This window comes from Shinella sp. S4-D37 (assembly GCF_040812195.1).
Lineage (GTDB): Bacteria > Pseudomonadota > Alphaproteobacteria > Rhizobiales > Rhizobiaceae > Shinella.
In genome coordinates this window covers 16,143-33,597 of record NZ_JBFNXL010000007.1, presented here as the reverse complement: position 1 = coordinate 33,597, position 17,455 = coordinate 16,143, and the positions used below count along the sequence as shown (strand labels likewise).

Here is a 17,455-nt window from a genome sequence, read left to right as displayed (position 1 = left end):
TCCTCTTACTTTCGTGCATCGAACGGATAGAGAATCCGTCCGATGATGCGGGCTTTCAGGGATGTCCTTTCGCGGAAGAACCGGATCGGGTTGGCCCTGTATTTTTCGACAAGCCGTTTGTTGCCCCTCAAGCCGATGATGGGAAGCAGGACGAAAGGCAGAAGATGGCGCCAGCCGAGAATGCCATAGGCGCCCCAGGGCCGCCATTCGCCCGGCCCGGCATCGCCGAACTCGTTCTCGTAGTCTTCCGGGTTCGCAAGCCGCAGCCTCAGCCACTCGACGGCCTGTTCGAACGTGTAGCGCGCACCCGTCTTCGGCTCGAAATAGGTCGGATAGAGAAGATAGGCGGCGGCGAAGACCTCCTCTACCGTGCGCCGGCGGGTGCGCCGCGCATTGGGCTGCCGGTCGTCGGTCAGCCCCCACCCGGCATAGAACGGACAGCCGAGCACGGTCAGCGGAATCTTGCGCAAAAGCGCCTCGAAGCCGCCGAGCGAGGTGATCGCATAGGCCTTGTCGATCGTCTCGAAGGATTGGGCGAGCGGCAGCTTCTCCCTGATGATGCGGCAGAGATGGGCGACCTCCTGCGGATCCGACCGGGCGTCGCGGACGCCGTTCAGGATATCGGGATGTGGCTTGTAGAGGATCTCGGCATCCGGATTCTCGGCGGCGGCGAGCCGCACGAGATCGTTGTTGCCGAACTTGCGGTCGCAGCCGTAGAGGATCGACGCGTCGTCCTCGACCTGGCCGATGACGAGCACGCGCTTCTTCGTCTTCTCACCGAGAAGCGCGGGTAGCGAGAGGCTGGACACCGTGTTGTACTTGCTGAGGCCGCCTTCCACGATGAGGCGGATGCCCTGTCTCGCCCGCTCCAGAAGCGCCTGGTCGGCTGAAAAGTCGTGCGTCTCCAGCATCACTTCCAGGTCGGACGGTCCCCGGCTGTCGAAATAGGGCCGGCGACTGTCGAGCGACAGCGACAAAGGCGGTGTGCGAGCGGCATTGGGCCGGTTCGAGCGCAGGAAACCGTCCTCGATGAAGAAGCAGGGAATATTCCTCTCCCGCACGAAGGCTTCGAGATTGGCCGGCAGATTGTGGCCCCAGATGAAGACCTCCGCCCCCCTCGTCGCGGCGATGCGCGCCATCCATCTGCGCTCGATCGCCTCCGCCGTGACGTTCAGCGGCAGGTAGACGAAGCGGCGCTCCGGAAAGAAGGCCTGGAAGACGGCGCGCTTCCAGCCGTTCATCTGGAGCGCAAAGGTCGGGATCCTGGGGGTATCGATCGTCATCGCTCTATCGTCTAGGCTTCCCGGCGGAGCGCCGGGAAGCGGTCGATCATCCCCCCATCCGGCTTTCGAGAAGCGCATGGACCCGCATCGCCAGCTCGTCCGGATCGGTCCCAACGGTCGTAAGATGCACTTCGGGATTTTCCGGCGCCTCATAGGGCGAACTGATGCCCGTGAAATTGGCAAGCTCGCCGCGCATGGCCTTCTTGTAGAGCCCCTTCGGGTCGCGCCGCGCGCATTCCTCGATGGGCGTGTCGACGAACACCTCGATGAACTCGCCCTCGACCATCAGGTCGCGCGCAAGCTGCCGCTCCGAGCGGAAGGGCGAGATGAAGGAGACGAGCACGATCAAACCGGCATCGGTCATCAGCCTGGCGACCTCGGCCACCCGGCGGATGTTCTCGACGCGGTCCTCGGCGGTGAAGCCGAGATCCTTGTTGAGGCCGTGGCGGACATTGTCGCCGTCGAGCATGTAGGTGTGGCGACCCTCGGCATGCAGCAGCTTTTCCAGATGGTTGGCGACCGTCGACTTGCCGGAGCCCGAAAGGCCCGTGAACCAGACGACCGCCGCCTTCTGGTGCTTGAGGACCGCCCGCGCCGTGCGGTCGACCTCCATCGCCTGCCAGTGCACGTTGTCGGCCCGGCGCAGCCCGAAATCGATCATGCCGGCGCCGACCGTGCGGTTGCTCATCCGGTCGATCAGGACGAAATTGCCGGTCACGCGGTTGGCGGCATAGCTGTCGAAGACGATCGGCGCCCGGGCGGCGAAGTTGCACACCCCGACGCCGTTCATGTGCAGCGCCTTGGCGGCGAGATGGGCGAAGGTGTTGATATCGACCTCGTATTTGAGGGCCGTCACCGTCGCTTCGACGCTGTCCGTCTCCGTGCGCAGGATATAGCTGCGGCCGGGGATCAGCGCGGTGGCGTCGAACCAGATGACATGGGCCTGGAACTGGTCGGCGACGGTCGGCCGGTCGTCGGGCGCGGCCAGCATGTTGCCGCGCGAGACTTCGAGCTGGTCCTCGAGGACCAGCGTCACCGCTTGCCCTTCCACGGCCCGCTCGAGCGATCCATCCTGGGTGACAATCTCCTTGATCCGCGTCGACTGGCCGGACTTGGCGACGGTCACCCTATCGCCGACAGCGATCGTGCCCGAGGCGACCTGCCCGGCAAAACCACGAAAGTCGAGGTCTGGACGGGAGACATACTGAACGGGAAAGCGGAAAGGCTTTTCGCGATTGTCCTGTTCGACCGGAACCGTCTCCAGATGATCGAGCAGATGCGGCCCCGAATACCAGGGCGTGTTCTGCGAGGCGCGTGTGACATTGTCGCCGTGGCGGGCCGACAGCGGGATCGGCTGGATCGTGGCAAAGCCGAGATCGCCGGCAAAGGCCTTGAAATCTTTAACGATGCCGTCGAACACCGCCCGGTCGTAGCCGACGAGGTCGATCTTGTTGACGGCGAGCACGATGTGCCGGATGCCGAGCAGCGAAGCGATATAGGCATGCCGGCGGGTCTGGCGCAAAATACCCTGGCGCGCGTCGACCAGCACGACGGCAAGGTCGGCCGTTGAGGCGCCTGTGGCCATGTTGCGCGTATATTCCTCGTGGCCGGGCGTGTCGGCGACGATGAACTTCCGCCGGTCGGTGGCGAAGAAGCGGTAGGCGACATCGATGGTGATGCCCTGCTCGCGCTCGGCCTCCAGTCCGTCGACCAGGAGCGCGAAGTCGATCTCGTCGCCGGCCGTGCCATGCTTGCGGCTGTCGCGCTCGAGGGCGGCGAGCTGGTCCTCGAAGATCAGCTTGGTGTCGTAGAGCAGGCGGCCGATCAGGGTCGACTTGCCGTCGTCCACCGAACCGCAGGTGAGGAAGCGCAGAAGCGACTTGTTCTCCTGCTCGCGCAGATAGTCGGCAATTCCCTTGACGGAGAGATCCGAAGCGACAGTCGCCATCAGAAATACCCCTCGCGCTTCTTCTTCTCCATCGAGCCGGCCTCGTCCTTGTCGATCATCCGGCCCTGGCGCTCGGAGGTGCGCGCCGTCAGCATTTCCCGCACGATGTCCTCCAGCGTCGCCGCCTCGGACTCGATCGCGCCGGTGAGCGGATAGCAGCCGAGCGTGCGGAAGCGCACCAGGCGCTCCTCGATCCTGTCGTCCTTACCGATCGGCATGCGCTCGTCGTCCACCATGACCAGCATGCCGTCCCGCTCGACGACCGGCCGGCGCGCCGCGAAATAGAGCGGCACGATCGGGATGTTCTCCTTCAGGATGTATTGCCAGATGTCGAGCTCGGTCCAGTTGGAAAGCGGGAAGACGCGGATCGATTCGCCCAGTGCGACGCGCGTATTGTAGGTTTTCCACATTTCCGGGCGCTGGTTCTTGGGATCCCAGGCGTGAGCCGCGTTGCGGAAGGAGAAGATGCGCTCCTTGGCGCGCGACTTCTCCTCGTCGCGCCGCGCCCCGCCGAAGGCCGCGTCGAAACCATACTTGTCGAGCGCCTGGCGCAGCGCCGCCGTCTTCATCACATGGGTGTGGATGCTGGAGCCGTGCGTGAAGGGCGAGATGCCCTGCTCTATACCCTCGGGGTTGACATGGACGAGGAGATCGAAGCCACGCTCGGCCGCCATGCGATCGCGAAAGGCAATCATCTCCTTGAATTTCCAGGTCGTATCGACATGCAGGAAGGGAAAGGGCGGCTTTGCCGGATAAAAGGCCTTCATCGCCAGATGCAGCATGACGGAGGAATCCTTGCCCACCGAATAGAGCATCACCGGCCTGGCAAAGGTCGCCGCGACCTCCCGGAAGATATGGATCGCCTCCGCTTCCAGCCGCTGGAGATGTGTGAGAGACGTCAACGCGTGCTCCGATAGTCCATTGAACATCCCGTTCTCTTTGCATAACACCCGTGCGATAGCAAAAGGCTTTCTGGCGCACGGCCATGGGGCGGCGGCGATCCGCTCTGGCGGAAAAGGCCTCCTCTTGGTTATATCCCGCGACGCCATGCGCCCTCCCCGTCCCCGCGCCGGGACCGGGCCGAAGACAGGACATATCCGGATATGAAGGCTCCCCGCTTCTCCATGATGACGCGCGCTGATTTCAGCGACCTGTCCCTCCATGAGAAAAACGCCTATCTGCAGACGCTCGCCGACCAGTATGCCGACCAGAGCGAGCGCGAACGGACAAAGCTCGACAAGGACGCCCTCAGCCGGCTGCGGCGCTATTACAGCCGCCGGGTCTGGGCGGACCTGAAGCTGGAGAGCCTTAGCAACAGCAGGACCGACATGCTGCTTGCCCGGCTCGGCGAGGCGATCCGCAACGAATCCATCCAGGCCGACGTCACTGCCGCCCTGATGCAGGAGACGGCGCCCAAGCGCATCCTGCGCACCGCGCCGCAGGACGACGCGCAGCTGATGTTCTTCGTGCCGACGATCTACGACGCGCCGCTGAAGGACGACGTCCACCTGATGGACGTCGCGCCCTTCTCGCTCAGCAAGAAGGCGAACAAGGGCATCATCAAATACGAGCTGAAGGACAGCCTCATCACCATCGAAGGCGGCGCGGAGACGGGCCTTGCTACCGTCTTCGACTATGACATCTTCCTCAACATGGTGTCCTACCTCGCCGACGAGGTGAAGAACTACCGCAGCAGCGAGGCGAAAGGCCTGAAACCCAGCCTGCCGCCGAAAACCTACCGGCCGAGCGCCTCGCATATCCTGAAATTCTGCCGGCGCTCGGACGGCGGCAAATCCTACGAGGACCTCGAGGCCGCCCTCGACCGGCTCGCCAACACCACCATCAAGATGGTCAACCTTTCGGGCGGCAAGCGCCGCCAGGTCGACAGCCGCCCGATGATCAGCGGCTACAGCGTCGTCAGCCGCACCGGCGCCAACCGCATCGAGACGATCGAGATCAGCATCCCCGACTGGGTCTATACCAGCGTCGTGCGCAACGAGCGCACGCTCCCCCTCCTGACGCTTCACCAGGACTATTTTTTGATCAGCTCCGGCCTCGGCCGCTTCATCTATCGCCTGGCGCGCAAGGCGGCGGGCAAGACCGAGGCGACCTACAGCCTGAAGGAACTCTACAAGCGCAGCGGCTCGACCCAGGAGCTGCGCAAGTTCTCCTACGACCTTCGGGAATTCGTCACCCGCACCCTCGCCTTCCCGATGCCGGAATACGATCTTTCCCTCGAGAACGGCAAGGACGGCTCGATGCTGCGCATGCGCTACCGCAACGAGGGCGACCTGCCCCTCTCCCCTCTCCTCGCCGAACTCTAGATTTTGTCGGACCTCCGTACTTGGCCGACGACAAAAATTCCCCGGCCTTCCGTACATCGCCGACGACAAAATTTTGTCCCCCGACCGTACATTGCCGACGACAAATTTCTGGCGGCCCGCCGTACATCGCCGACGACAAGTTTCCTCGCCTCCGTTGCCGATAGAACGTCGCCAGATTTGTCGAAAACCGTATTCCGCCGACAATTTTCCGTACTTTACCGACGACAAACCGTACATCACCGACGACAAACCGTACATCGCCGACATCTAATGGGGATAACTATCTGAATGATAAAATGAAATTGGAATTTTCCATGCCTAAAACTTATTAAAACTATTAAAACGAATTAAAACGAGGCGGGGCGCCTCTGTTAAATGACAAATTTTGATTTTTAGGAGTTCTAAAGGGGCACTAGAAGGGGAGCGAATAGGCTCAATTCCCGTAATAATCTGCTATCGCTCTCTTCCACTTTTTTGTCGTTATTTGCACCTGAGAAAGATGCCATGCACTTTGCCATCTAATAGTCACCACGATATGACAAGCCATGCCCATGATCCCAATGCGATAGGTTGAGAATGAGCGAGGAACAAACAAGCGAACCTCAGATGAACTGGCGGTTCCTGTGGGAAATGAAAGTCGCCGCTCAGGCAGTTTCAGAAGTCTATGTAAGCCTGGGCCTGCTTGGTGGTCATTATGTGAAGGTCGCGCCCAAGGACTTCCTTGACGCGGTGAATGACATGCAGGCCGTCAGTGATACTCATCCCCATCCAAGGCGTTTCCAGTTCACGATGGAACACGACGTTCTGTGGGTTCACACCGCCATGTCCTCCAAGCTTCAGAAGCGTGCAAACGAGAACGTTGTCACCAGGCAAAGTGCGGACTCGGATCCAAAGGCTTCCTAAGACAGGAGATAGGCTCGCAGCAGGAGCGACGTTTCCGGACAAATCATGGAAGAAGGCCCGGTCTGGGGGAATGTTACGTAAGGCAGGTTGCCGCTGGCGCCCGGACGCTCTGCTAAATGTTAGCCCGCCTTGAAGAAAACCAGCCTGCAAAGATGGGGGTCCTCACCAAGATGAGGCGAAAAACCGGTTCCTTCTTGACGTTCGAGAAGCTGGAAACCTAGTTCAGCCATCTGGCGTTCCACCGCCTCCGGTCTAATGAAGCGGCGACCGAAGTATTTATGTTTTTTGGCCAAGGATTCGTCCTGATCGGTGCGGAATTCGAAAGCAACCGTGTCGCCCTTTCGCAACTCGTTCGAGGCGCATTGGAGAAAGGCGTCTTGCTGGATGCGCGTGATCGCATGGAGAAGGAACCGGCTGTAAAGCGTGATCCCCTCTCTCTTGTACCATGGCCTAATCGTGCGTAGAAGCCTAGTCAGTGTTTTCGGATCCGCTACGTCACCCTGGACGAAGGACAAGTCGGGTTGCTTGCGAAGCAGGCCTTTCAGGAAGTGGATGACGCCTTTCGGGTTTGAAGCGACATGGGCTTGGGCTGCCCTGATGGCGCCGCTGCAATTGTCGATCCCAATCACGGTGCGCCTTCCCGTTGCAAGATAGCGGCTATCCCTGCCGTTCCCGCATCCGACATCCACGATATGGCGCTGCAAGTAGCCAGACTGGGAAATGAATTCAGCAAAAGACGAAGGCGGCAGAATTTGGCGGTTATGGGCGTAGTGGTTTGCCCAGTAAATCCGCCCCCTGTGATATTGCTTGGCATATCCTTTGGGATATTTTTCCGTCCTGTCGAGGTCCCAGTTATGGCCGGGATTGGGCGTCTTCCAATGCGGCCCATAGATGCTTTCGACCAGAATCTGCGTGTCTGCGATGGCCGGAACCTTTCGGCCGGCTAACTCTAGTTCGACATAGCCGCGAAAGTCGCTTCTCATGAAGTGTTTTACACCGCAAATGCCGAAGGGCAGCAGAAGCACCCCGCTTTCGTCGAAGAAGGTGTGGAATATGTCGATGGTTACGCCACTCTTCGGATCTGTCACCCATATGCAGGACAGTTTGCAGACCACGCGGTAGCCATGCTCGGCGAGGCTCTCGGCGACCTCGGTAAATTCAAGAAGAACCTTGCTGGCATCCGTGTGACCTGAAATATATCCTGCATCGAAGTCGTGATCGTGCCCGATGAAGTTTCCGTTGCGATACGCTCCAAGTAGTGTTCCATACATGACGAATAGCTTCAAATTTTTCTTCGCCAAGATGGTAGACATTCCATCGAACAAAGCGAACATTTTGCTTTGCCAGGCTGTATCAACGGTTTTTGAAAGCTGTAGCTTACCTTTTTCGTTAAAAACATATCCGGCCTCAAGCTTTTGCTTCAGGTCCTCTAGGTTGAATTCCGGAGTGTGTGCAAAATTCGGTGGAGGCAGGTCTGCCGAACAGTCGTTTGCCCGAATCTGCAGATCGGCCAAGCTGCCTATGTAGGACCAGATAGCGGAAAGATTAAACCGGAATGTTTGTTCGCCCTGGTTTGGGCTAGGTATGCCCCAATTGCCGGCGACGACAAGTCCATCGACCAGCAATTGCAGCTTTACCGGACGTTCACCGGCCTCCCGCAAGAGGCCGGAAATGATATCCGGGCTGAAATCCAGTATCTCGATCTGCACGATTATGCTCCGCTAGGCCTTGCGCATCAGCACCCGGGCGACATGAGCGTCATCGTTGCGGTATTTTGCGTAGCCAAACCCTTCGGTGAAATAGACGGGGGAAAAGCCGTGTCTTGCTGCCCGCGCGAGGAAGTCGAGCGGAGGAATGAAGCGGCGATAATGGCTGTCGGTAACCTTGGTCTGCTGCGCATCCCGGTCGGTCCGGAATTCTATGGCGAGCAGGTCGACATCCTTCACGGCAGCCGCCGTCTTGAGAAAGGCCAGTTCCGCTTCTTCCGGGATGGCATGCAGGAAAAAGCGGGCGTAGACGACGATCCGGCCTGTGGTGCTAGCCGAAATCCTGTCCGCAAGGGCCGGGTCGTCTACATTGCAACACAGGAAGGAAGCCCGGCCGATACCGCGCTCCTCGGCCGTGTGCTGGCAGAGCGAAACGGCAGCCGAGGACGCGTCGATGCCGAGGACATTGAAGCCGGCATTGGCAAAGAAAAGGCTGTCGCGCCCGCTCCCGCAGCCGATATCGACGATCGTCGCGTCCGCCGCTGCCTCCAACGCGACAAAGGCTGCGAACTGCGAAGGAATATTGGGAACCGGAGAGGTCCGGGTGCCGTAATATCGGTTCCAGTATTCCGCTGCGGTTTCAGCCATGAAATTTTTCCCAGAGTGTTCACGCGCAATGAAGCAGATGTTCGATGAGGAGGACTTTGCCCGTTCCTTCTCCTGCATTTTTCAGTCGAGTGGAAGCGTCTTTGTTATATTGCTGTAATAGAAAATCGTGAGGCGCGGCGCGCTTGCGGGATCGGTGCCAGCCGATCAGGCCGGATGGCGCTAATCCCGCCTCTGGTCGAGCGCCGACGGGGTGACGTCGCGCCGCTACCCCGATATATCGCACGGCACTAACTGGTTCGTTTTGGAAGTGGTCGATCAAGTGCTCTATCTTCTGGCAGGCAACGGAGCGCCGAACTTCGGCGATGAACTGCTCGTTCAGTACTGGCTGAGGTTCTATCGGGGTCTGGGCTGTGACGGGCCGATCATAGTTGACGGCAAGGGGGCATCGGCAACGGCAGCCCTCCTGAGGGACTTCGGCAATGTGACCTTCGTAAAGCGCATCCCCAGGCATGCGGACGGGGCGGCAGGATCCTATGCGAGTTTTTACGAGCAAGGCGTGGAATACGCGCGCTCGAACCTCTCGAAATTCAAGGGTGTCCAGGGGTTCCATTTTCTTGGTGGCGGATATGCCTGTGCGAACTGGGGGAACGCCACGCGTTTGCTCGGTGCTGTCGTGGAGATCGGCCGCCAATTTTCCGGTTGTCGCGACCGGCTTGGGGATAGCCCCCTTCAGGAAGATTTTTCCCATTGGCGCCGCGGCCTGGCGAAAAATCCTGGAAGGTTGCCAGCTCTTCGAGTGTCGGGATGCGGCAAGTGTCGAAGCCTTGCAGGCGATCGTCGGTCCCTGCCCTTCCCTGGCGGAGGGATTGGACGACGCCTTTCTCTATCCCGTGCAGACGGTCGGCCATTCGGGGCGATGGCTGCACCTGTCCGGCTTCAATGCGAAATCAGTGCTCGGGCCGACGAGGGAGGAAGGACCGCGCTTGTTCGATCAGTTCGACCGGGTCGTCTTCTGGGCTTGCTCCAATGGGGATGCAGAACTGTATGAGGCTATCGCCACGCAATTTCCTCAGGTTGAAGTGCTCGACAATCACAGCCTCCTGAACGAGGGCCTGCCGCTGGCTGCCAACGATTTTATGCTGACGGAGCGGTTTCACCCCCACCTGCAGGCGGCATGCGTTGGCGTGTCGGGCTATTTTACCGCAAACTCGGACTTCTTCGGACTTCTATCGCATGAAGCACGGCCTGGTCACGGCGCTGGGGTCCAATTTCCGCCAATTGCGCGGCGAGCTCGAACTGTTTGGTGCATCGGGCGATGCGACCCGGCGCCAGGACGAGGAGCGGGTGCGGCGGAAACAGAGCGTCGCAAGGCGGGTCGCCCATCTCGTCGGCGTGATTTAGCCTTGGGTGACAAGCGCTAGATACCCGACCTCCGCATCAGCTCGTCCAGCGCCTCGCCGTAGGACATGCCCGTTTCGTTGCAATATTGCTTGAACCGGTTGATGACGTCGATCGGCGCGCGCACGAAGGCCTGGTCGAGAGGGTCGCTCGTCTTGCGGATGCGCTTCACCCTCTGGACCGGTTCGCGGCTTTGAAAGCCAGCTCGCTCGGCGGCCCGGTCGGATGCCTCCTGCTCGGCCTGGGCCGGCACCTTTTCGGCGGGCCGGGGCGCGAAGCCGGAGAGGTCGAGTTTCTTCGTTTTCCCGAATCCGAGGTCGCTGGACATATCACGCGGCCCTTTCCGTCGAGGCGCCGCGAAGGAGCTCGAGCACCTCCCCCGTCAGCTGAACGGCATTGTCGATTGCGGCCTCAAGGCCGTTCACCTGCTGCGGGTCCAGTTCGAAGAGGCTGAGCCGCTCCATGAACATGGCGTTGTAGGCTTCGCGGCGATAGAGATGGGTGCCGAGGACCGGCAGGTCGTTGCTGCGCATCTGGTCGGCGATCTCCCGCTCGATGCGCCTTGTGAACGGCGGAGGGCTCGTCCGGTTGAAGGCGAGCGTGAAGCTCAGCTTGCGTCCGATATCCTCTTCGCTTTCCCGCACCAGGCCGACGGCGCGCGCCGCCTGCTTGGCATCGAGGGCGCTGCCCCCGAGCGGGATCAGCGTGAGATCGGCACGGATGATGGCTCGCGAGGCAAGGCGGCTTGCCGTGCCTTCGAGATCGACGAAGACGAATTGCGCCTCGGCCGCGGCGGTGTTGATGAGATCGCGGATGTTGCCCTCCGTCGCCTCGCTGATGACCTGGATCGGGAGATTGCTCTTTCCCGTGCGCCAGTCCGTGATCGGCTTGTTGGGGTCGGCGTCGATGATCGTGACGGATCCGCCCTGCTGGGCAAGGGTCGAGGCTATGGCCAGAATGGTCGTCGATTTGCCCGCGCCCCCTTTTGGGTTGGCCGCACACACTACCGGCATGTCGCATCTCCTGTTGATATCAAGCATGCTTGATAGCTGGAATTCATGAAGGCTTTCTGAATGCAATATTATTGCTATCTATCAGATAGCAATAATATTGCAATATGCATGATATCATGAATGCAATTTGGTATGGTGAAGGTGCAGGCCCTTTATTCACTCCTTTGCCTCTTATGGCTGGGAGCTTACGCGTCGCCTGCCTTCCAGATCCTCGCGACCGCGACAGGACGTCGGCGCGTGAAGCAAAATCGTTAAGAAGGGGAGAGCGGTCTGTCACGCGCTACCGACAGGGGCGCCCGCTTCCGCTCATGCGTCCCCTACGGGTCTCCGGCACCAACACCGAACAGGACTAGGTGAGGCATGGTGATTTAATTGTGAGGCGGAGAGATTTCTTAGATCCAAGGCACCCAGCGAAAGCGCCTGAAGGGGCTACGAAGCGAAGCCCTGTGTCTCTTCGCGCGCTTGGCGATCACCTTGAGGTCGGTCTGCTTTCCGAAAGCGCCGCCAAAAACCCGATAGTCGCTCTCATAGGCATGCTCGAGCTTTCTGATCAGGTCCTCGGGCAATTTGTCTCGCTCGGCCGGCGGACCTCCGGTCTGCTTGCGCGGGAGTTTTTTCTTCTCCCCGGTAAGCGTCGAGAAGAAGACCTCGATCTGATGCGATTCCGAAATGTCAAAAATCAAATCGTAATATTCTCTTGATGTTCCGAGAAAATCAGTCAATGGGGCGGTGTGAACTGAAATGGACTTGTTTATTTCTCGATATTCATCGAGGTGTAATACGAATTCTGAAAGGTCCGGCTTTTCGGGTAGGCCGATTTCTTTTATGGAAAGAGCGCATTTTTCATCCTCAAGTTCCTTGTGATGTACGACCCTATTCCTCCAGGCGGAGATGATTCTTTCCACCGGATCCCTGACGATCGCGATCTTAAAGAACCTATTGTAAGCGCCTGGATTTATCGCTGAAAATTTGGGTGTCTTGTACTCTCGATGAATGTGGTGAAGGTGGCCCGTGGCTTCATCGTGTTTTGTCCTGAATTTTCCACCCGTATCTATGCTGTGCATCAGATGCTTCATAGAAGTGTTAGCTGCCTTTGGGACGGGAAAATAGGCGATTTTCAGCTTGTCTATAGTTACAACCAATTTCTCTTTCCCGAATCTAATTATGTTTTGATTTATATTCCGCCTTATGTAGCGGAAGATTTTTTTGCGACTCCAATTTTTGGGATGTATATAGTCCGATTGCCTAAATATCACTAGAGGAATTTCTGAGATTTTTGAAATCTACCTTTTTTATAGAAAAATATACTGATAGATTTGGCGCTCGTTGAAGACGCGTTTAAGGCCATGCCAGGCCGCCCGCCATCAGCAAGCGTGCTATCGGACGAGGGGAGGATGATGTCGCTGGCGTTCGGAATGCTTCTGCGACCGGCAACGCACAGGTCGCGAGTGCTCCGATCGCACATCTGCAGAAGATACCCGAAGAAAGCGAGTTCATCGTACGAACCACCCTTTGGAAGTTCCTCAACAAGGCGAGGCGTTCGACCCTGACTCAAGGCCCCCTAGAACGCGTCCTTGTGCTCACAGAAGCCTCGGCATTGTTGCGGTGTAAAATATAATCATTCCTTCTTCCCATCATTCGCAGGGAAGGGATCATTCGCTCCCAGTTGATGATTGGTGATTGACGATTGACCGCTGACAATAGTCAACGGGCAGTCAACAATTGCCCGTTGGTAATGGGCAATGCGGGAGCTGTTAACTGCCAATTGTTAATGGGTAATGGGCAATTGCCAGCGCTATCGCTGACAATGATCGCACGAACAACGGGCAATTGTTAAAGTGAAGTCTGTGCTGTAGCCGAACTGTTACATTACTGGTGAGACGAGAGAGTCCGCCTTTTAGCGGCGACGGTGTCATAATAAAGTATAGTTTGTTTCATGTGGCAGGATAGTCAAGTTTGTGGTACAAACTCGACGCCACCCCGCCTCCGGCAGGGATGTGGTTCGCGCCTGTTGCGCTCCGGGTTGCCTCCGGCAAGCTGGCAAGAGGAGACGGAAAGCGATGCGTTGCCTCTTCGAGGGCGTGTTTTGTCTGCGAGTGGACTTGGATTTGATGCTGAGGATCTGTCGGCAAGAGCGGAGAAGGGCTGGCCGTGACGTATGATTGGACTGGCCTGCTAGACGCGATTGAGGCCCATTCCGCCCATCGTGTTTCGTCCCTGATCGACAACGAGGCGGAGGATTTGCGGCGGAATCGCGTGTTCGGATTTGCCAAAGTAAGTCAGCCGCGGCGTCGCTTCGTAGCCACGGGGATTGCAAACAAGCCGCCTCCAGGCGCTGTTTCATCGAATGAGCCGACGATCTCGTCCATCCTGCAGGTGCTGCCGGCGCCTCGGCAGAGCGTCATCACGATGATCGGTGATTTGGGCGGTGCTGGCCGTAAATTGGATGATGATGATGATGAACTGAGCAGATCGACAGGCGGGGGAGGAGGGAGTGGTGTGTCCGCGCCTCGTACTGCGCGGCCGATTTCCACGCGACACGCAGCAACGGATAGATCTTGGGCAGAGACCGTAAGCCGAGCGGCGATCGCCGCCGGTGCACAGCCGGTCGTCATCAAGGTGACGTCGACGGTTTCGAGCCGCGCATCGGCCGCGGGCCTGATGACCTATCTTGGAACTCGGGATGTTGAGAAGGAGAACGGCGAGAAGGACAAGATCGATATCCCGATCCACGATCAGGATGGCCATGCCATCGCGAGCCGCCAGGATCGGGCTGCGGTGCTGGCAGAATGGGGTGCGGACTTCCGTGATGCTTACGCTGTGAACGCGCTGGCCACGTTGTCGATGATCCCTTCCGATGTGCTCGACGAAGATTCACTTCATGACGCATTGAATGCCGCGTTTGGATCAAATCCCTACCTCTTTTCTCGGCATCCGGATGGGAAGATCTCGGTCTATGCGGTGACAGACTTGTCGGCGAAGAAGATCGCGAGTGTGCTGAAAGCCCGCGAAAAGGGCGAAGGTCCGGCACGGACTGCCCAGAATGCGGAGGCTGACCTTGCGCGCAGGCTAGCCGACGCCGGCGTTTCTGCCGAGGTGCGCATTCTCGGCGCAGCCGTTTCCGAACAATCCGGCCGCTACTTCCTGGAAAAGTTCCTGCGTACAGAGAAGGACGTCATCGCCAATACAGTGAATCCGGTTACGGGCGCCTCGAGTTTCAGGGAGAAGGCAGACGATATCTGGCGCGCCTGGTCGCCCCATATTCGCACCGTCGAGCCTCGCAATGCCTTTCATGTCATCTTCTCGGCACGCGCCGGGACGGATCCGGAGGCGATGGTCCGCACCGTGCGGGATTTTCTGAGTGAGCAGGTCGCCGGGCATCGTTGGATCACTGCACATCACCCGGAGACCGGCCATGTGCATGTCCATGCGATGATCTCCGCCCGCGATGATGTTGGCAAGGCGCTGCGTCTTACCAAGCCAGAACTCTACGAATGGCGCGAGCGGTTCGCGGCCAAAGCACGCGAGCATGGTATCGCCATGGTCGCCACAAGGCGTGCGGATGTTGCGGCGACGCGGCCCTACAGCCAGGCGCAGGCCGGCGCCTGTGAGCGTGGTAAGAACGACCCTCGTTATCTCAAGACCCCGTCCGTTACCAAACGGGTCGAGCGCAAGCGCGCCGGCGCCGTAGAGCATGCCTCACTCACAAATGGAAACTTCGCTCTCGCTCAGAAATGGCAGGCAACGGCCAGCGCCTTGAAAGAGGTAGGCGCGGAGCCCTCGGTGATCGCTGCGGCCGACCGTTTCGCCGCTGCGGCGAATGGGGTGGTGGCACAGATGGTATCGGGCACCACGAATGATGGCGCGCTGTCAGGGCTCAGACATCTGGTCGCGACCATCCAGCAGCAGAAGGAAAAGACCACGGTCTTGTCGCTGGAACAGTTCGACGCGCGTGTCTCGCGGGCGAACAGATCCATGGATCGCTTGGAGGCGATGGTCGATAGCGGCAAGGAACGTCAGGCCGTCGAGGAGATGCGGCGGGAAATGTCCACGCTCTTCGCCAAACAACGCCGTGACATAGAGATGCACCAGATGAGACTGATTACCGAGATCGCGATGGAAAGAGGGATGCCGCCAGCCGTGCGCGCCGATGAACCGCGCATGCGCGGCCAGGATACGTTGCCGATGGTCGATCCTGCGATCGCCGCCCAGCAGCAAGGGATTGCTGACGGGCGGGCTGCGCGAGCGGCCCGCGAGCAGGCAGAGGCTGCGAAAGCCGTCCGGCAAGAACAGCGACAGGAGATCCTGCGGCAGGCCACCCAGGAGAGACAGCGCGACAGGGACCCTGATGGGCCGGAGCGGTGAGATCTCGAGGATAGATTATCCAGGCAGCCACGATGATGTGGTGACCTGCTAGCCTATATTGCGCCCGAGAGCTTCCAGGTGTCTGAGGCACGTCGCCTTGATCAGTTCGAGCAGGAGGGTGGTACGCTCTCCAAGCCAGTTGAGCGCTTCAGCGCTGATCTCGAAATGCTTTGAGTAGCGGGCCTTCACATAGGCTTCGTTGAGCGTGTTGAACCAGGCACGTTCACGGTGCTGGTCGCGCGGAAAGGCTTCGGCCAGTTGGCGGTCTTGTTCCTCGGCCAGCGAGCGGAGGAACTTGATGTTGTGTGACGGCGGCGCGTAGTTGGTCAGTGTGAGCAGGACGCAGGAGTAGGCCTGTTCGAGTGTTTGATGGAGCAAGAATGCAGCTTCGTTCAGCATGCCACCGTTGAGCGCAACCTTTGAAAGAACGCTATAGTTTTGGCTAGCGGAAGAGCGCTGCTCAAAATGCTCCTGTGCAACCCGCAATCGTTCTGCCGGCGTCAGCGGCGTGGGCTCCGCCAACGGTTCGTCATCCAGTTCGTAAAGAACGACGCCTTCCTTGCGGATGTCGGAGAAGAAATACTGCCCCTCCTTGAGGTACTTGTTCACCTCGCGCCTTGAATGAACGATGAAGCTGACAGGCGTTTTGATCGAAGGGTCGCGGATCAATCGATCGGCGGCCTTGTACCAATATTCGGCAAATTCGCAGAGCTTGCTGTTGTTGACGATGATCAAGAGATCGAAATCGGAGCGATACCCCTTCATGGTGAAGGGCTCGTCCACCCAACCGCCTTTGGCGTAGGAGCCGAAAAGGATGATCTTGAGGATGCGTCCCCGCTTCTTGAAGTCCGCCGTCCCTTCCTTCAGCGCGTCTTCGAACTCCTCATGGAGGATGTCGAGGACCCGGATAAGCTCCTGCTGTTTGCGAGGCGGCATGTGATCGAGAGAAGACTTCATCGGGGAAAGGATAATCCGGGATTGCGTGGGGAAAGGGCTAAAATACCGGGCAAGGATATCGCGGGATTCTACATGACGTTGCCGAAACAACAATCTCGGCGCGATACTTCTTTAGGAAAAGCCCTGAGTGAAAGCCGCTCGCCCGTCACCACCCCAGCCCCGCGGAGATCTTCCTGGCGGCGTCCTTCAGCAGGGTGATATATCGTTGGATGTCGTGGCCCTGGGTTCGGAAAGCGGGGGCGGCGATATTCACGGCGGCGATGACCGATCCGTCGAAGGCCAGAACGGGAACCGACACGGACACGAGCTGATCGCTGACCTCGCCGCGGCTGACGCAATGGCCGGCCTCGCGAATGCGGTTCAGCTCCACCTCCAGCCTCGCCCGGCTCGTGATCGTCTTGGGGGTGAATTTCTCGAGCTTGTCGGGGATCATCTGCGCCTGGACCTGCGGGGGCAAGTAGGCCAGAAGGACCTTGTAGGAGCCCGCATGAAGCGGACGGCGCCTTCCGATCATGGAATGCACCCGCAGGTCCCGCGTCGGTTCGAACTTGGCGATGCACAGGGATTCGCCGTTGTCGATGATCCTCAGCTGGGTCGTCTCGTTCACCTTCTGCCCGAGTTCCTCCAGGATCGGATTGGCCACCCGGACGAGATCGACCTGCGTCGAGGCGGCCGTGCCGAGCACGATGGCGGTGTTGCCGAGTCGATAGGTCCCGTTGCGGCTCTTCCGGACGAGGCCGCGCCGTTCCATTGTGCGTAACATTCGTAAGATTCTTGGCTTAGTTTCCGTAATGCTCCTGGCGATATCAGCTAGCGTGCAGTCCGGATTCTTCGCGACGTCGAGAAGCACGTCTATGCAGACGTCAACAGACTGAATTATGGAGCTTCTTTCTGGCTTTCCTTCATCCATGGCAGAGGTTTTCCGTAAGAGGAGTGGCTGGATTTTCAC

15 protein-coding genes are annotated in these 17,455 nt (G+C 59.0%); 4 read left to right on the top strand and 11 right to left on the bottom strand.

What is annotated here, in order from left to right; translation table 11 throughout:
- Nucleotides 1-5 precede the first annotated feature (5 nt).
- From AB3G45_RS28160 to cysD, 3 genes are read right to left on the bottom strand one after another with little or no spacing between them, the layout of a single operon-like run.
- Nucleotides 6-1,283 (bottom strand): capsular polysaccharide biosynthesis protein, encoded by a 1,278-nt coding sequence (locus AB3G45_RS28160; protein ID WP_367833840.1) that lies wholly within the window; start codon nt 1,281-1,283, stop codon nt 6-8.
- 46 nt (nt 1,284-1,329) lie between these two features.
- Nucleotides 1,330-3,231: a sulfate adenylyltransferase subunit CysN gene (cysN, locus tag AB3G45_RS28155; RefSeq protein WP_367833839.1), complete on the bottom strand. Its 1,902-nt coding sequence runs from the start codon at nt 3,229-3,231 to the stop codon at nt 1,330-1,332.
- The gene (gene cysD, locus AB3G45_RS28150; protein WP_367833838.1) at nt 3,231-4,133 is read right to left on the bottom strand and encodes a sulfate adenylyltransferase subunit CysD; all 903 of its coding nucleotides are present in this window, start codon (nt 4,131-4,133) and stop codon (nt 3,231-3,233) included. Before cysD ends, cysN begins: the two co-directional genes overlap by 1 nt.
- Before the next feature lie 201 nt (nt 4,134-4,334).
- Here cysD and AB3G45_RS28145 point away from each other — a divergent pair, with 201 nt between their 5' ends.
- Nucleotides 4,335-5,555: a replication initiator protein A gene (locus AB3G45_RS28145; RefSeq protein WP_367833837.1), complete on the top strand. Its 1,221-nt coding sequence runs from the start codon at nt 4,335-4,337 to the stop codon at nt 5,553-5,555.
- Nucleotides 5,556-6,131: 576 nt separating this feature from the next.
- Nucleotides 6,132-6,458, top strand: coding sequence for a hypothetical protein (locus tag AB3G45_RS28140; RefSeq protein WP_367833836.1), 327 nt, complete (start codon nt 6,132-6,134; stop codon nt 6,456-6,458).
- A gap of 119 nt (nt 6,459-6,577) precedes the next feature.
- On the opposite strand, the gene AB3G45_RS28135 is transcribed toward AB3G45_RS28140, so the two are convergent.
- The 3 genes from AB3G45_RS28135 to AB3G45_RS28125 are packed head-to-tail and all read right to left on the bottom strand — an operon-like array spanning nt 6,578 to nt 9,521.
- Nucleotides 6,578-8,167, bottom strand: a complete 1,590-nt coding sequence (locus tag AB3G45_RS28135; RefSeq protein WP_367833835.1) for a methyltransferase domain-containing protein — start codon at nt 8,165-8,167, stop codon at nt 6,578-6,580.
- A 12-nt stretch (nt 8,168-8,179) separates the two neighbouring features.
- A complete protein-coding gene (locus tag AB3G45_RS28130) occupies nt 8,180-8,890 on the bottom strand; it encodes a class I SAM-dependent methyltransferase (RefSeq protein WP_367833834.1) in 711 nt (236 codons plus the stop codon).
- Nucleotides 8,832-9,521: a hypothetical protein gene (locus AB3G45_RS28125; RefSeq protein WP_367833833.1), complete on the bottom strand. Its 690-nt coding sequence runs from the start codon at nt 9,519-9,521 to the stop codon at nt 8,832-8,834. The genes AB3G45_RS28130 and AB3G45_RS28125 overlap by 59 nt, the downstream gene beginning before the upstream one ends.
- A 485-nt stretch (nt 9,522-10,006) precedes the next feature.
- Between AB3G45_RS28125 and AB3G45_RS28120 the strand changes: the two genes are divergently transcribed.
- A complete protein-coding gene (locus AB3G45_RS28120) occupies nt 10,007-10,174 on the top strand; it encodes a hypothetical protein (RefSeq protein ID WP_367833832.1) in 168 nt (55 codons plus the stop codon).
- A 16-nt stretch (nt 10,175-10,190) separates the two neighbouring features.
- Here AB3G45_RS28120 and AB3G45_RS28115 read toward each other — a convergent pair whose 3' ends face one another.
- The 3 genes from AB3G45_RS28115 to AB3G45_RS28105 form a co-directional block, all read right to left on the bottom strand.
- Entirely contained in the window at nt 10,191-10,499 is a 309-nt protein-coding gene (locus AB3G45_RS28115) for a hypothetical protein (RefSeq protein ID WP_367833831.1), read from the bottom strand.
- Nucleotide 10,500: 1 nt separating this feature from the next.
- A complete protein-coding gene (locus tag AB3G45_RS28110; protein WP_367833830.1) occupies nt 10,501-11,184 on the bottom strand; it encodes a division plane positioning ATPase MipZ in 684 nt (227 codons plus the stop codon).
- Between the two features lie 392 nt (nt 11,185-11,576).
- Nucleotides 11,577-12,326, bottom strand: a complete 750-nt coding sequence (locus AB3G45_RS28105) for a sulfotransferase family 2 domain-containing protein (protein WP_367833829.1) — start codon at nt 12,324-12,326, stop codon at nt 11,577-11,579.
- Nucleotides 12,327-13,335: 1,009 nt separating this feature from the next.
- Between AB3G45_RS28105 and AB3G45_RS28100 the strand changes: the two genes are divergently transcribed.
- Nucleotides 13,336-15,549 carry a relaxase/mobilization nuclease domain-containing protein gene (locus AB3G45_RS28100; protein ID WP_367833828.1) on the top strand — a complete coding sequence of 738 codons (2,214 nt, stop codon included), beginning with the start codon at nt 13,336-13,338 and terminating at the stop codon, nt 15,547-15,549.
- A 48-nt stretch (nt 15,550-15,597) separates the two neighbouring features.
- Here AB3G45_RS28100 and AB3G45_RS28095 read toward each other — a convergent pair whose 3' ends face one another.
- Together AB3G45_RS28095 and AB3G45_RS28090 are read right to left on the bottom strand one after the other, a co-directional pair.
- Entirely contained in the window at nt 15,598-16,506 is a 909-nt protein-coding gene (locus AB3G45_RS28095; protein WP_367833827.1) for a nucleotidyltransferase and HEPN domain-containing protein, read from the bottom strand.
- A gap of 145 nt (nt 16,507-16,651) precedes the next feature.
- On the bottom strand, nt 16,652-17,416 hold the full coding sequence (locus AB3G45_RS28090) for an IclR family transcriptional regulator (RefSeq protein WP_367833826.1): 765 nt from the start codon (nt 17,414-17,416) through the stop codon (nt 16,652-16,654).
- Nucleotides 17,417-17,455 lie beyond the last annotated feature (39 nt).